This window comes from Streptomyces camelliae (genome assembly GCF_027625935.1).
Classification (GTDB): Bacteria; Actinomycetota; Actinomycetes; order Streptomycetales; family Streptomycetaceae; genus Streptomyces; species Streptomyces camelliae.
This window is the reverse complement of record NZ_CP115300.1, coordinates 4,347,194-4,361,566: the sequence shown is the minus strand read 5'-3', so window position 1 is coordinate 4,361,566 and position 14,373 is coordinate 4,347,194. Positions and strand designations below refer to the sequence as shown.

The window sequence follows — 14,373 nt, the reverse complement described above, 5'->3', positions numbered from 1 at the left end:
AGGGGCGTCATCTTATGGCACCAACACCCGTCAGACCTAAGAGACTTGGGGGAAGGGTGATGGCGTTGTGAGGGTGTCCACCGACTCCGCCGGCGGTGGGGAGGGGCCCCTGCCCGGGCCCGGTGCCCGGTTCGGCGCCTGGCTCCGCAGACACGGGCCCGAGACCCTTGTCGGGTCGCTTCTCGTCACCGTCGCCGGGACCGTGATCTCCGCGCTGCTGACCAGTGCGATCGGTGGTGGCGACGCTGGCGGGCGGTACGGGAGGACAGCGGCCGACCGCCGTACGGACAGCCGGGGCCGGGACCGCGTCGGCCACGCCCGGTTGTTCCGGGGCCGGATGTGACGGGCTCGACCCCAAGATCACCGGATGCGACCGGGCCGACACGTCCACGATCAAGGACGGGTGGGCAGGGACCATGCACCTGGAGATCCGTTACAGCAGGACCTGCCACACGGTGTGGGGCAAGCTCACGGGCGCCGAGGCCGGCGACACGGTGGAGATCCGGACCTCACCGACGCGGCGGCTGATCGCGAAGGTCGACACCGGTCACACCAACTACAAGGCGATGCTGTCGGCGCCGGCTCGGCCGGACTTCACCGCCCAGGCGGCGGCCGTGGCCGTCAACCCGGTCAAGCGCGAAGTCGCCCGGGGCCATGTGATGACGGTCGGGGCCGGCGCCACGGATCTGACCTCCGCGACACCGGCCCCGACCGGGAGTACAGGCTGAGGACCTAGAACGTGCCCAGCTTCACTATCGACAGCAGCGCGATCAGCTGGATCGACGACGCGCCCAGCGCCTTCACCCAGGGCAGGTCGTGGGAGCGGGCGACCATCAGGGTCAGCAGGGCGCCCGCGCCGATCCAGGTGGCCCAGCCGAGGAGCTGGACGAAGCCGGCGTCGCCGCCGGCGAACATGGCGACGACCAGGCGCGGCGCGTCCGTGAGGGCCGTGATCAGCATGGACAGGCCGACCGTCGGCTGCCAGGCGCCGTCGCCGCCGAGCTGGCGGGCCAGGGTGTGGGTGACCACGCCCAGGACGAACAGGCCCAGCACCATCACGACCGCCGTGATCAGCACGATCGGCACCGTGGTGGAGAACGCGGAGTGGATCGCGTCCTTGCGGGCGGCGTCGAAGCCGAAGACGGCGAGCAGGCCGTAGAGGAACGTGGTGATGAGCGCCGGGGCCCACATCGTGTAGTCCCGCATGCGCAGGAACGTCTGGTTCGGGGAGAGGACGATCCCCTTCAGCAGTTCCTTCCAGTGCAGCGGCGGGCCGAGCGGGGCCGCGGGTGCGGCGGCCGTGCCGGCCTGGTAGGTCGCGCCCTGGGTGTAGCCGGCGGCCTCGTCGATGGAGAACGCCTGGGTGTGGCCCGGGTTGTCGGCCGCGTACCGGTCCGCCGGCGCGCCGTGTCCGGCGCCCGCGTAGCCGCCGTCGCCGAAGTACTCCGGGCCGTCCTCACTCGCGCCCGGGTAGCCGTACGACTGCCCCTGCGGGGCGTACGACTGCTGCGGATGCGGCGCCCCCTGCTGTGGGTGCGGCGGCCTCGGCGCCGACGGGTAGCCGTACGACGGGCCCGGTCCCGGCCGCCCGTACGACGGTCCCCCGGGCTGTCCCGCTCCGTACGACGGCCCGTGCGGCGCCTGCTGTCCCTGCGGGGTGCGGTTGTCCCGGCCCCCGCGTCCGTTCCTGAATCCAGCCACGTCATCGAACGTACCCGGTCCCGAAGAGCGGTGTGCCGGGCCCGGGCGTCCGGGCCCCGGTTTGCGGCCGACCTGTGACATCCCCTAAGGGGTCGTCAGGGGACGGACCCGGGGGTTTCCAGGGTTTGGCGTACCTGGGGCACCCCTGGCCGGGCCGGAGGGGGCGGGCTGGGTCAGGATGGTGTCATGAGCGTAGTGAAGATCAACGTGCTGACCGTCCCCGCCGAGCAGCGGGAGGTGCTGGAGAAGCGGTTCGCCTCCCGGGCCCACGCGGTGGAGAACTCCGACGGCTTCGAGTGGTTCGAGCTGCTGCGTCCCGTCGAGGGCACCGACACCTACCTCGTCTACACGCGCTGGCGCGACGAGGAGTCGTTCCAGGCCTGGATGGAGGGGCCGATGAAGTCCGCGCACCAGGGCGGCGCGGAGGGTGAGCGGCCGAAGCCGGCGGCGAGCGGCTCCACGCTGTGGTCCTTCGAGGTGGTGCAGCAGGCAGGGCCCAAGGGGGCGTAACGCTGCCGTGCGCGACGCCCCGTCGTCGGACGGCCTTATGCGGGCTGTTCGGGTTCTTCGGCGGGGCGCTTCGCTACGAAGGAGCCGAGGCCGGGTTCCGTGTAGGTCAGCCCTTCTTCGCGCAGGGCCCGGAGCACCTTGTGGGCCGTCGCGTTGGCGATTCCGAACTCCGACGTCAGCTGCACGACGGACGGCACCCTGGTGCGCGGAGCGTACGTGCCGTCTGCGATCCGGCGCCGGACGATCTCGGCGACCTGGCGCCAGCGGGGGATGTCGGGAGCGAATTCCATCACCGCACCATCATCCGCATGCCTGTACATCCGTGCGATACAGGGAATCCCTGTAATCCCTAGCATGCCTAGATTCCCTCCGCTACGGTAGGGCTACGAAAGACCCCCGCGACGGGTGGAGCCGTCCGGGGGCGTGGCCACCAGCCGAACTTGAGTGGAGCTGATGACGTGATCGACCTTATCCGCCGTCTTGCCGCGTGGGGGAGCCGCCTGCTCTCCCCGGCCGTACAGGAACGCCTCCCGTACATCGAACCCCGGCCGGTTCAGCCCCTGTCGCTGTCCCTGCCCCGTCATCGGAGCCCCTACGGCCTCGACACACCCCTCGACGCCACCGCCGTCAGGGCCGTACGCGGAGGCAGCGTGATGGAGGCGCCCCGTCTGCTGCCCTGGACCGGCTCCGAGGGCAAGCCCTGCTACCTGGTCACCGACGACCACGACGGGCCGCTCTCCCGGCTGGCCGACGCGACGGAGTCCGTACAGCTCGGCATGGGCGGCCACCTGCTCGCCCACGCCCGCGAGATCCTGCCTGACACTCCGCCCGGTGAACTCCGATTCCTCGCCGAGTGTTTGACCCAGGCCCTCGACGACGCCCTGCGCGTCGCGGAGAGCCGGGGCCGACGGCTCACACGGGAAAGGTCGTAGGCCTGCCCTTGGCGGGGGACAGCGGGGGCGTCGGCCGCAGCCGGGTCCACTGCGCGGCGAGAAGTGCGAGGTAGTACGGGTTGAGAAGGAGGTAGCGCCGCCACAACCGGCGCGGTTCCGAACCCAGCCGCCACAGCCACTCCAGACCGGCCTTGCGCATCCACATCGGCGGGCGGCGTAGGTTCCCCGCGTGGAAGTCGAATGCGGCGCCGACGGCGAGCTGGGGCATCCGCAGGAGCGGCCGCATGGCGTGCACGAAGGTCTCCTGGCGCGGGCAGCCGAGTCCGACGAGCACGATGCGCGCCCCGGAATCGGTGATCCGAGTGGCGATCTCCTCGTCCTCACCGGGGCGGGCCATGCGGAACTTTGAGGGCTCGTGACCGGCGATCTTCAGGGCAGGCAGGCTGTTCTGCAGGTTCAGCATCAGCAGGTCGAGCGTCTGCTGTGTCGAGCCGTACAGATACACCGGGAGCCCCTCGTCGGCGGCTGCCCGCAGGACGTGCAGGGTCAGGTCCGGGCCGCACACCGGCTCGGTGAGGCCCGCACCGTGCAGCAGGTTCAGTGCCCAGCGCACGGGCTGTCCGTCCGGCGTCACCAGGTCGAAGGAATTGAGGCGGGCGCCGTGCTCCTGGTCCAGTACGCCCGTCATCACCCCGTGGACGGCCAGTGCGGTGACCGCGAACGGGCGGCGCTCCCGGGCCGCGGTGAGCACTGCGTCCAGTGCCTGGGCATGGGTTGTGGCGTCGACGAGGACGCCGAGAACGTTCCTCTTCACCGGGCTGGGAGCCACCTGTCCGCGTTGGCTTCGTAGATCTCGTTCAGGATCAGGGGCACGTCGTACGTCAACTGCCACTCCGGGTAGTGCTCCTCGAAGCGCGCGTTGGAACTGATCCACCAGATGTGGTCGCCGGTTCGGGGCGTGTCGACATGCTCGACGTGCATCTCGTTGCCCGAGATCTTCTCGGCCAGTGCGATCGCTTCGAGATTGGAGGCGTTGGAGTGCCGGCCGCCGCCCAGGTTGTACACCTCGCCGCTGCGGGGGTTGCGGAAGAACGCCTCGAACGCGCTGACCACGTCATGACTGTGGATGGCGTCCCGCACCTGCTTCCCCTTGTACCCGATGAGTTTGTACGTGCGCCGTTCCATGGCGCAGCGCATCACGTACGCGAGGAAGCCGTGCAGTTCCGTGGCCGAGTGGCCGGGGCCGGTGAGCGTGCCGCCGCGGAAGCATGCCGTCCTGAGCCCGAAGTAGCGGCCGTACTCCTGGACCATGATGTCCGCAGCCACTTTCGAGGCGCCGAACACCGAGTGCAGGCAGGTGTCGATGGACATGTCCTCGGTGATGCCGGCGGCGTAGCGGTGACCGGGGGCGATCTCCCAGCGTGTCTCCTCCTCCACCATCGGCAGGGAGTTGGGGTGGTCGCCGTAGACCTTGTTGGTGGAGCAGTGGATCAGCGGGGCGTCGATGCAGTGCTCGCGGACGTTCTGCAGGACGTTGAGCGTTCCTCCGGCGTTGATGTCGAAGTCCATGTACGGATCGCGTGCCGCCCAGTCGTGGGACGGCTGTGCCGCGGTGTGGATGACGACGGCGATGTCCCGGCCGTACTTCCGGAACACGGACGCCAGTGCGTCGCGGTCGCGGATGTCGACGTCGTGGTGCGCGTAGGCGCTGCCGAGGTCGGCGGACAGCCGTTCTGCATTCCACGAGGTCGATGCCTCCCTTCCGAAGAATCGCGCGCGCATGTCGTTGTCGATGCCGACGACGTCGAGTCCGAGGCGCGCGAAGTGCCGCACGGCTTCCGACCCGATCAGACCGGCCGAACCGGTCACCACTGCGACACTCATGTCGTCTCCTCCTGACAGGGACTTACTCGCTTCGACGGTCGCGAACTACAAGGATTTACACCGACTGTTCGCGAATGTGCTGGTTTCGTTCATGTGTCGCGTCGAGCTGTGCATCAGGTGCAGTAATGCTCTGGAGCGCGGCGACCGGAGTTACGGGGTGCGGCTCACGGCGACATGGGTGGCCTCTTCGTAGGTTCTGGTGATCCGGGTGGTCCACGCCTGTTCCGTGAAGTGGCCGGTGTACACCCGACGGCAGTGGACGCGAAGCGACGGGAAGCGCGTGGCTGCTTCCGTCAGGACCGGGGCCAAGGGCTCGTTCCATCGAGTGACCAGACCGGTCCCGAGCGCGTGCACCGACTCGGCCACCGACGAGCCCTCGAACGCCAGGATTGGAAGACCGGCCGCGAGTGCCTCGACCTCCAGACAAGGCGCACCTTCGTAACAGCGGCTGGGGAAGACCAGGCCGCGCCAGGAAGGCATCCGGCGGCGCAATTCGGCCCGGTCGAGGCTGCCGAGGAACCGAACCGAGGAGGGAGCGGCCGCCCGGCAGGCGGCGAGGAGCTCGCCGTCGCCGATGACGTCCAACGACTCATGTGCCGGCCACTGCCGCAGCAGTTCCAGGACGCCCTTTTCGGCTGTGAGGCGAGCGGCGACAAGCCAGCGCCCAGTGTCATCGGGCTCGGCTTCGTCAGATTGTGGCGCGTCGACGAAGTTGGGTACGAGCATCAGGCGTTCGACAGGCAGACCGGCTTGCCGATACGTCCGTTCGCTCAGTCGGGAGAGCACGACGAGCCGGTCCGCGCGGGCCAGCAGTGGGTCCCGCGTCGGGCCGTTCCGTCCGGCCCACGCCAAGGGAAGCGTGGCGGCCCGGGAATTGCGGTAGCAGCCGTGCCGCAGGCCCGCCCACCTCTCGCCGTCGGGGCAGCGTGTGCACACTGCGCCTGAGCGGTAGAGGTTTGTCCCGGCACAGAGCGGGCGGTAGTTGTGCAAGGTCGCCACCAGCGGGCCGTCCCACTTCGGTACCCAGGAACGGCCGAAGTTGGGGAAGAGGTTGTGGACGTGCACGACGTCGGGGGCGTAGGCGCGCAGTCGAGCGAGGGGACTATGACCCCTGCCCGACGCCACGCGCGCTGCGGCTCGCAGTGTGTAGAGGGGGTTCTCGGCCAGCTCATCGGTGTGTGCGGCGAACAGCTCCACGTCGTGGCCGGCCGCACGCAACGCTCGCACCTGGTCGCGCACGGCCACGTTCTCGCCGCTGGGCTGTCGAGAGGTGTAGAAGCTGTGAATCACCGCGATCTTCATGACGGTGTGCCTTCGGTAGTCGCCGTCGGGGCGGACACAGCCCCAGCCGTCGTTCGCTGATCGTTCCTGGTGAGAGAAAAAGTCGCTCAACCGTCGCTCGCGCCGACTCTTTGCGGAGCGTGGCGCGGACAAGACCACGCTTCTGGCCGAGTGACACGGAACCGGCACCTCTTGCGCTGAGGGTGCGCGCATGACGAGTCGGCGGAATCCGGTGCGGATTTCCTCCGTGCCTGCTCATCGGGTGAGAGTTCTTCGGGCACGAGCGTCGCCACCCGACCGACGCTCAACCGTCGCACACACTCGGTGAAGTCCGTAGCCGCCCGCGTAGTGATGCTCGGGTCCTGGCGTTACCAGCATCGGTTACGTCGCGTGTACAGGCGCTCGGACCCCGAAGTGAGCCTGGATGCCGGTCAGGAGAAATAGCCGTGACTGTTCAGGGAGACCTGCCCTATGTACCGATGCCGGGGCGCACGCAGGCGCAGCCCGAGCGGGAACCGACTCGTACCAGACGAAGACGGCACAGCAAGCCCGCCTGGTATCTGCCGACCACGGTGGCTGTCGACGCGGTGGGGGCGGCCGTGTCGGTGTACATGGCCTTCCGCCTGGGCGCTGCGCCACACGCCCGGTCATACGCGGTGGTGGTGGCCGTAGCCTGGGTGCTCGTACGGTTCTCGCGTACGAGATATGCGTGGCGCAAGCTGGGTGAGAGCGACAAGACCGACGCGGTCCTGCGGGACTGGCTGATTCTTATCGTGCTGCTCACCGCGGTGAAAGCGACGATCGGCGAGGCTTTTCCCTTGCGTCTCACACTGCTCGGTCTGGTCGCGTGCCTGCCGGCGACTGTGGTCTGCCAAGGTCTGATGTCTCGTCACCTGACGGCTCGACGGCGAGACGGACGAGCAGTCAGCCGGGCTCTGGTGGTTGGCGAGGCCGCCGCTGTCGACGGCCTGGTGAGCTGCCTCGCCCGCCGTACCGACCATGAGTTCGTGGTGGTCGCTGCGTGCCCGATCGGCGAGGCCACCCCCGATCCGGCGGTCCCGGTCGCCGCACGGCTGGACCAGCGGGCTCCGGCGAGGCTGCTGGGTGACGCCAGGCCGGTGCTGTCGGCGGCACGAAGGCTGGACGTCGACATCGTCGTCGTCATCCCCGGTCCTGACATGGTCGGTGATCGCCTCCGGCAGCTGTCCTGGGCCGTGCACGAGGACGGGCGTCCACTGGTCGTCGTGCCCGGTCTGACCGAGGTGGCGCAGCACAGGGTGGAGGTCTCGTCCGTGGCTGGTCTGACGATGCTGAGGGTGGCCCCGCCCGTGCGCCGTGGCGTCGCGCTGTTGCTGAAGGCAGTGATGGACCATGTGGGTGCCGCGCTGCTTCTCGTGCTGCTCGCCCCGGTGTTCGCCGCGTTGGCGATCGCTGTACGGCTGGATTCTCCCGGCCCGATCCTGCACCACCAGATCCGCGTCGGGCAGGGCGGCCGCCACTTCCGCCTGGTGAAGTTCCGCACCATGGTCGCCAACGCGCCCCAGTTGAAGAACCAGCTGGCCGGGACCAATGAGCACGACGGACTGATGTTCAAGATCCGGCATGATCCCCGGATCACGCGCGTGGGCCGGGTGCTGCGCCGTTTCTCAGTGGACGAGCTCCCCCAGCTGTTCAACGTGCTGCAGGGGCAGATGTCCCTGGTCGGTCCGCGTCCGCCGCTGCCCGACGAGGTGGCGAAGTACAACGAGGTGGAGCTGCGCAGGCTGAGCGTCAAGCCGGGGCTGACCGGTCTGTGGCAGGTGAGCGGGCGTTCCGACCTCTCCTGGGACGAGACCGTCGCCCTGGACCTGCGGTACGTCGACAATTGGTCCCCTTCCGTCGACTTCAGCATCCTGTGCCGGACGCTGCGAGCCGTCGTCGAGGGCAGCGGCGCTTACTGACCACGTGTGCGACGCGCGAGGGTGCCATTCACACGTAAGTGTGACCAGATCGGCACCCAGCAATGACCAGGCGTCCAGAGCACATCCCCACGGCAGCAGGTCTGTTGTGGTGTCGCCGGGTGCCCCGCTCCTTCCGGATGCCCGCCAAACAGTGCACAGCTTCAGTTGCGCCCATAAGGCGAAGCGGACATCCACTCATATTCTTTCCGATGGTTTTGGGAGAGTACATCCCCTTCCCTCCCTGCATACATGGAGACAAGCCATGCGCATTGTCGTGAGTGGTGGTGCCGGGTTTCTGGGGTCACACCTGTGTGAAGCATTGCTGCGCCGCGGTGATGCCGTTGTCTGCCTGGACAACTTCAGCACCGGTCGGCCGGAGAACGTCGCACACTTGCGGAAATTCCCCGCCTTCGAAATCCTCCGAGCCGACATGAGCGTCGCCGTGGACGTCCACGGACCGGTCGACGCCGTCGCCCATCTCGCAAGCCCCGCATCACCGCCGGACTATCTGCGGATGCCCCTCCAGACCCTCGCCGCCGGAAGCCGGGGCACCGAGAACGCCCTCGAACTGGCCCGGCGCAACAACGCCCGATTCGTGCTCGCCTCGACGAGTGAGGTCTACGGCGATCCGGCGGTCCACCCTCAGGACGAGGAGTACTGGGGCAACGTCAATCCGGTGGGACCGCGCAGCGTGTACGACGAGGCGAAGCGGTACGCGGAAGCCGTCACTCTGGCCTACCGGCGCTCCCTGGGTATCGACGTGGGGATCGTCCGGATCTTCAACACCTACGGTCCGCACATGCGCCCGCGCGACGGCAGGGTCGTTTCCAGCTTCATCACTCAGGCCCTCAGCGGTGAGCCGTTGACCGTCTACGGCGACGGAAAGCAGACGCGCAGCCTGTGTTACGTGAGCGATCTGGTCCGCGGTCTGGTCGCGATGCTGGGGTCGTCCGAGACCGGGCCGGTCAATCTCGGGAACCCGGAGGAGTGGACCGTGGCGGACCTCGCCGAGCTCGTCCTCGACATCACAGGTTCGCATTCAGAGATCCAGCACCACCCGCTCCCCACGGACGACCCCGTCCGCCGCTGCCCGGTCATCACCCGTGCTCAAGAACGGCTTGGCTGGCACCCGGAAGTACCGGTCGCGGACGGTATGCGCCGGACCGTGGAGTGGTTCAGGAACCGGCTGCGCGACGACGTCGCCGAAGCCGTCTCCGGCACGGGATATCCGAACCGCCACTGAATGAGGTGAGCAAGATGCGACTGACTGTCATCGGAACGGGATACCTTGGCGCCGTGCATGCCGCATGCATGGCCGACATCGGGCACGAGGTACTCGGCGTCGACATCGACGCCGAGAAGATCGCGGCCCTCAGTGAGGCAAGGGTTCCCTTCTTCGAGCCAGGTCTGCAGGAAGTACTCGGCAAGGCCGTCGGGTCGGGGAGGCTGCATTTCACCACGTCCCTCGAAGAGGCGGCCGAATTCGGCGATGTGCACTTCATCTGTGTGAGCACTCCGCAGTGCCGGGACTCGCCTGCCGCCGACCTGCGGGCGGTCGACGCGGTCATCGACGGGCTGGCACCCCAGCTACGACGCCGCTGCCTGATCGTGGGCAAGTCCACCGTGCCCGCGGGAACGACGGCCCGGCTCGCCATGCGCGTCCGGGAGCAGGCCCCGGAGGGCACGGACGTCGAGGTCGCCTGGAATCCGGAGTTCCTCCGGGAGGGCTTCGCCGTCCAGGACACGCTCCGCCCGGACCGGCTGGTGGCCGGCGTCCTGTCGCAGCGGGCTGACCGGATCCTGCGCGAGGTGTACGCACCCCTGGTGCGGGCCGGCGTGCCCTACATCAGCACGGACCCGGCGACGGCCGAGCTGGTGAAGGTCGCGGCGAACTCGTTCCTGGCCACGAAGATCTCGTTCATCAACGCGATGGCCGAGGTCTGTGACGCCACAGGCGCCGATGTGATGTCACTGTCCGAGGCGCTCGGTTACGACCCTCGCATCGGCCGCCGCTTCCTCTCCGCGGGCCTCGGCTTCGGCGGCGGCTGCCTGCCCAAGGACATCCGGGCGTTCACGGCTCGCGCCGACGAACTGGGCGTCGGCAGCGCAGTGTCGTTTCTTCGCGAGATCGACGAGATCAACGCACGGCAGCGACGGCGTACGGTCGACATCGCCCGGGACATGCTGGGCGGAACACTGGCCGCCCGACGCATCGCCGTCCTCGGCGCCACGTTCAAGCCCGACACGGACGATGTCCGCGACTCACCCGCGCTGGCCGTGGCGGCCGCGATTCACCGCGAGGGTGCGGAGGTAGCAGTCCACGACCCGGAGGGAATGGACAACGCCCGGGCCGTTCTGCCGAAGCTCGACTACGTCCCTGACGTGGACAAGGCATGCCTGGGCGCCGATCTCGTGCTGCATCTGACCGAGTGGAGTGACTACCGCCGGATCGACCCGGGTGCGCTCGCCGTCGTCACACCCGCACGGAAGATCCTCGACGCGCGCAACGCCCTCGACGCGTCGCTGTGGCGGTCTGCCGGATGGACCCTGCGGGCGCTCGGCCGACCGGCACAGCCCGTCCTGCCGAGCCAGCAGACCGTGGCCGACCACGCGTTCACTGTGGACTCCGCCGAGCTGAGCTGAGCCGCCGCGGATCACAAGGCCGAGGCGTTCACGCACGTGGGATCCGAGACCGACGCCGATGGGTCTCGGATCCTGCTCCCGTCCGCCGGGGCCGGGTCAAGGACCGCAGAGCCGGTCCGTGGTGTGCGCAGATCCGACTCCGCAGGGCCTCGGCGAGAAACGGCAGACCCAGGACCACAGGCATCCACATCAGCACCCAGATGCGGTCGAGTTCCGCGATCTTCGGCATGGCGACCGCCGCGCAGAGCCCGGTGCAGGCGATCGCACAGGCCGGCACGGCGAGAGTGGGCCTTCTGCGCCACAGCATCCAGCACGAGATCGCCAACACCGGGACGAACGCGCCGTACTGCTGGACCCACAGGGGCCAGTACTCCGCCTCGACCTTGAGCATTCCGGCGACCGGGTCGGCCACGTCGGGACGGGCGAAATGGTGTGTGAGCCGATCCTGCATGGTCGATTCGATGCCGGGCAGGCCGAGCAGCGCGATCACCGTGCCCAGCACCGCCGCCACTCCCGCCGCCACCCCGGCGAGGAGCAGCGAGGCACGCTGCCCGGTGCCGCTCTTCCGGGTGGCGTACCGGTGGACGAGTGCCGTCGCCGTCAGGAGGACGGACAGCGCCAGCGCCGAGGAGCACAAGGTCAGTGCCATGACCGCGAGCCCGGGCAGCAACCGGACGAGGCCCGTACGGGTGTGACCCTGCAGGATCCGGAGCGCGCCGGAGACGCATCCCAGCGCGCACACGGCGATCAGCCCTTCGTATCCCGGCTGGGTTGCCCAGTAGCCGAGCCCGCCGAAGAGGAAGACGGCCTGTCCGAAGGCGGACACACAGCGGCCCAGCCCTGCACGGCGCAGCAGGCGGAAGGTGAGCAGACTTCCTGCGGCCGCGAGCAGCAATCCCAGAATCCACTGCCCTTCGAGAACGCCGAACGCGGCGATGAAGGGGGCCGCCAGAAGCGGATATCCGGGGCGGGTCTCGAAGATCCACTCGTAACGGGGATGGTCAGGACGCAGACCTTGCGGCGTCCACTCCGCGCACCTGCTGCTGCCCCGGCTGATCTGCTGGCGGCAGAAGATGTCACGGGATTCGAGCTGTGCCTCCTTACGGGACATCCCGAGGATCTGCAGACTCATGCGTGTATAGCGATAGTTGTCGTTGCCGAAATACCAGCCGTCGATATCTTCAGCCTTATATCCGATGAAGAGAAGAATAATCGCGACGGTGGCGATGCTACTCCGTAGTGGGAATTTCATACGGAACTCGCAACGTGAGGCGGTCGATTACCGATGGTGCAGTCGCAGGACCGTGCCCGCGAGCAGCGCCGTCAGGCTGCGGGACCTGAGCCACTGTTCGTCGTGGCGGTCCTGCGCGCCGAACGACCGGTACTTGTATTCCTCGTCACCGCGCAGGAAGTCGAAGGTCTCGACACCTGCCTCGGCCACCGTGGCAATGGTCTGGTGCAGGAGGACGGTGCCGAGACTCATCCGCGCGTACGTCGCGTCCCAGCCGCCGTTGTAATAGGCGAACGTCTTCTCCCACAGGAACCCGTAGACGACACCTACGGCACTGCCGTCGCGCTCGGCCAGCAGGGCGGCGGGCCCGCGCCCGGGAGCGGCGCGCTCCTGGAGCCGCAGGTGGAAGCCGCGCCGACCGGGCCCGAAGGACGTCGTGGTGCCCTTCACCTGCTGCCGTGCCTGGTGGAGCCTCATCACCGTGTCGATCACCTCGGCGGTCATCTCCTGCGGGGGCACCCAGCGGAAGGAGACGCCGGCGGAGGCGAGCTGTCGCCGACGCCGTGCCATGAGCTGCCGGAAGCTTCGGGAACCGACGCCGATGCCCGGACCGATCGCGAGGCGCGGACACGTCGACCTGGCGATCCTGCGGGTTCCGGCGGGCAGCAGCCCGGCGCCCGCCTCCGGGTCCATCGCGGGGAGCCACAGGGTGCCACGACCGGTGCGCTCGCGGAGATAGTCGCGGACTTCGTCGTGACGATGCGGCATGGCGGGGAAGAGCCCGTGGTCCGCCGCGTCGGATCCCGCCCCGAGCATGGTCCAGCAGGTCACCGGGAGCGGGAGCCGGGGATGCAAGCGCTGCCGGACGCTTACCACGGGGACGACCGCCTCTACGCGCCCGCCGGGGCCGGTCCATACCGCGACCTCGGCCGTGTCGCCCGTGTCCATGGCCTCCCACGAGCCGAGCACCCAGTCCGGCGTGACGAAGTACGAGGAGCCCGGGACGCCCGCGACCAGGTCGCGCCAGCCGTCCTCCAGCGGGGCCAGACCGCTCGGGGCACGGTGGACCTCGAAGCCGGCGGTGGCAGCGGCGCGTACACCTGTGGCCGGGGTCATCGGCGGCGGTCCTGGAGGAGGCGGACGAGTCCGTCGGTGAACCGCCTGCTCATCTCCTCGACGGTGTACTGCCGGGCGTCCTTGCGGCACTCCTGACGGATGGCGTCGAGCCGTTCCGGGCTGCCGAGCAGTTCTGCCACGGAAGCGGCGTACTGTCGCGGGTCGTCCGGAGCGACGACGGCGTTGCGGCCGTGTTCGAGGTACTCGAACTCCGGGGCGTGCCAGGGCCAGTCGGTCGTGACGATGGGTGTCTCCAGGACGAACGAGTCGACCGCGCACAGCCCCACGAGGCCGGGCATCAGCATGACGTCTGACACGGCGCCCAGCAGCGCCTTGTGTTCGCCGAACGCCTGGCCGACGGGCACGACGACGGATGTCCGGGCCGCCGCGGCCTCGATGGCCGTCCGCTCCTCGCCGGTTCCGGCGACCAGCAGTCTGAATCCGGGCAGGTGCCCGGCGATGTTCTCGGCGGCTTCGACGAGGAAGGAGATGCGTTTGGTGGCGCTGAGGGCTCCGATGAACAGACCGGTGCGGCCGGCCGTCAGGCCGTACCGCTGTCGCAGCTCCGTGATCTGACTGGGAGTCACGTCTCGGTAGGCCTCGTCCAGGGCCTTGGTGTCGATGGCGTTCTGGACCACTGTCACCCGCTGCCGGGGGAATCCGTGCGCGGTCACCGCCTGCGCTCCGCCGGCGGTGTAGGAGAAGAACCAGCGGGCACGCCGGGTGAGGGCGTACTTGACGGACTGTTCCAGTGCCGACTGCGGCCGGGTGTACGTACGGCCGTGATCCCACATCGCGACGGCCGGCCCGCGGCCCGTCCACTGCCGCATGAGCTGGGGATACAGCTCCATGTTCCGCAGTGACTGGTCGACGACCAGGACGTCCGCCGTGCGGGCGAGCGAGCCGAGACTCTTGTAGACCAGAGGCCGGCCCGCCACCCACGCGCTCCACTGCCTCACTCGCAACGCTCCCTCGGTGTGGATCACATCCCGGCGCGCGCTTTGATCGCTGCTGTACGGCTCTCCGTAGGCGATCACGAGCTGGATTCCACGCTCCTTCAGGTCCCCTTCCAGGCGGCGATAGAAGGAGCGCCGGAACTCCGAAAGGAATGGCACGACGAGAACCACCTGCGGGCAGTGCGCGGGGTGGCGTGTCGACCGGGACTTTCTTTCCA

15 protein-coding genes are annotated in these 14,373 nt (G+C 68.7%); 7 read left to right on the top strand and 8 right to left on the bottom strand.

What is annotated here, in order from left to right; translation table 11 throughout:
- Positions 1 to 73: 73 nt before the first annotated feature.
- Both O1G22_RS19815 and O1G22_RS19810 read left to right on the top strand, forming a co-directional pair.
- On the top strand, positions 74 to 343 hold the full coding sequence (locus O1G22_RS19815) for a hypothetical protein (RefSeq protein WP_270086701.1): 270 nt from the start codon (positions 74 to 76) through the stop codon (positions 341 to 343).
- A complete protein-coding gene (locus O1G22_RS19810) occupies positions 225 to 728 on the top strand; it encodes a DUF2690 domain-containing protein (RefSeq protein WP_333492310.1) in 504 nt (167 codons plus the stop codon). The genes O1G22_RS19815 and O1G22_RS19810 overlap by 119 nt, the downstream gene beginning before the upstream one ends.
- Positions 729 to 732: 4 nt before the next feature.
- On the opposite strand, the gene O1G22_RS19805 is transcribed toward O1G22_RS19810, so the two are convergent.
- Positions 733 to 1,782 (bottom strand): Yip1 family protein, encoded by a 1,050-nt coding sequence (locus O1G22_RS19805; RefSeq protein ID WP_270082555.1) that lies wholly within the window; start codon positions 1,780 to 1,782, stop codon positions 733 to 735.
- Positions 1,783 to 1,887: 105 nt separating this feature from the next.
- Here O1G22_RS19805 and O1G22_RS19800 point away from each other — a divergent pair, with 105 nt between their 5' ends.
- A complete protein-coding gene (locus O1G22_RS19800) occupies positions 1,888 to 2,211 on the top strand; it encodes an antibiotic biosynthesis monooxygenase family protein (RefSeq protein ID WP_067116176.1) in 324 nt (107 codons plus the stop codon).
- Positions 2,212 to 2,246: 35 nt separating this feature from the next.
- Here O1G22_RS19800 and O1G22_RS19795 read toward each other — a convergent pair whose 3' ends face one another.
- Positions 2,247 to 2,501, bottom strand: coding sequence for a GntR family transcriptional regulator (locus tag O1G22_RS19795; protein ID WP_270082554.1), 255 nt, complete (start codon positions 2,499 to 2,501; stop codon positions 2,247 to 2,249).
- A 363-nt stretch (positions 2,502 to 2,864) separates the two neighbouring features.
- On the opposite strand from O1G22_RS19795, the gene O1G22_RS19790 reads away from it, so the two are divergent.
- Positions 2,865 to 3,143 carry a hypothetical protein gene (locus O1G22_RS19790; protein WP_270086467.1) on the top strand — a complete coding sequence of 93 codons (279 nt, stop codon included), beginning with the start codon at positions 2,865 to 2,867 and terminating at the stop codon, positions 3,141 to 3,143.
- Here O1G22_RS19790 and O1G22_RS19785 read toward each other — a convergent pair.
- The 3 genes from O1G22_RS19785 to O1G22_RS19775 form a co-directional block, all read right to left on the bottom strand.
- Entirely contained in the window at positions 3,124 to 3,918 is a 795-nt protein-coding gene (locus O1G22_RS19785; RefSeq protein ID WP_270082553.1) for a WecB/TagA/CpsF family glycosyltransferase, read from the bottom strand. The two genes, O1G22_RS19790 and O1G22_RS19785, sit on opposite strands and share 20 nt — an antisense overlap.
- The gene (locus O1G22_RS19780) at positions 3,915 to 4,988 is read right to left on the bottom strand and encodes an NAD-dependent epimerase/dehydratase family protein (RefSeq protein WP_270082552.1); all 1,074 of its coding nucleotides are present in this window, start codon (positions 4,986 to 4,988) and stop codon (positions 3,915 to 3,917) included. Before O1G22_RS19780 ends, O1G22_RS19785 begins: the two co-directional genes overlap by 4 nt.
- A 150-nt stretch (positions 4,989 to 5,138) precedes the next feature.
- Positions 5,139 to 6,290 carry a glycosyltransferase family 4 protein gene (locus tag O1G22_RS19775; protein WP_270082551.1) on the bottom strand — a complete coding sequence of 384 codons (1,152 nt, stop codon included), beginning with the start codon at positions 6,288 to 6,290 and terminating at the stop codon, positions 5,139 to 5,141.
- Positions 6,291 to 6,748: 458 nt separating this feature from the next.
- On the opposite strand from O1G22_RS19775, the gene O1G22_RS19770 reads away from it, so the two are divergent.
- The 3 genes from O1G22_RS19770 to O1G22_RS19760 all read left to right on the top strand — a co-directional run bounded on the left by O1G22_RS19770 (position 6,749) and on the right by O1G22_RS19760 (position 10,852).
- A complete protein-coding gene (locus O1G22_RS19770; RefSeq protein ID WP_428986498.1) occupies positions 6,749 to 8,209 on the top strand; it encodes a sugar transferase in 1,461 nt (486 codons plus the stop codon).
- A gap of 262 nt (positions 8,210 to 8,471) precedes the next feature.
- Entirely contained in the window at positions 8,472 to 9,452 is a 981-nt protein-coding gene (locus O1G22_RS19765) for a UDP-glucuronic acid decarboxylase family protein (protein WP_270082549.1), read from the top strand.
- Between the two features lie 14 nt (positions 9,453 to 9,466).
- Positions 9,467 to 10,852: a UDP-glucose dehydrogenase family protein gene (locus O1G22_RS19760; protein ID WP_270082548.1), complete on the top strand. Its 1,386-nt coding sequence runs from the start codon at positions 9,467 to 9,469 to the stop codon at positions 10,850 to 10,852.
- 28 nt (positions 10,853 to 10,880) lie between these two features.
- On the opposite strand, the gene O1G22_RS19755 is transcribed toward O1G22_RS19760, so the two are convergent.
- Genes O1G22_RS19755 through O1G22_RS19745 form a run of 3 tightly spaced genes read right to left on the bottom strand, consistent with a single transcriptional unit; the run spans position 10,881 to position 14,314 of the window.
- Entirely contained in the window at positions 10,881 to 12,104 is a 1,224-nt protein-coding gene (locus O1G22_RS19755; protein WP_270082547.1) for a hypothetical protein, read from the bottom strand.
- A gap of 27 nt (positions 12,105 to 12,131) precedes the next feature.
- Positions 12,132 to 13,199, bottom strand: a complete 1,068-nt coding sequence (locus O1G22_RS19750; RefSeq protein WP_270082546.1) for a GNAT family N-acetyltransferase — start codon at positions 13,197 to 13,199, stop codon at positions 12,132 to 12,134.
- On the bottom strand, positions 13,196 to 14,314 hold the full coding sequence (locus tag O1G22_RS19745; RefSeq protein ID WP_270082545.1) for a glycosyltransferase family 4 protein: 1,119 nt from the start codon (positions 14,312 to 14,314) through the stop codon (positions 13,196 to 13,198). Before O1G22_RS19745 ends, O1G22_RS19750 begins: the two co-directional genes overlap by 4 nt.
- Positions 14,315 to 14,373 lie beyond the last annotated feature (59 nt).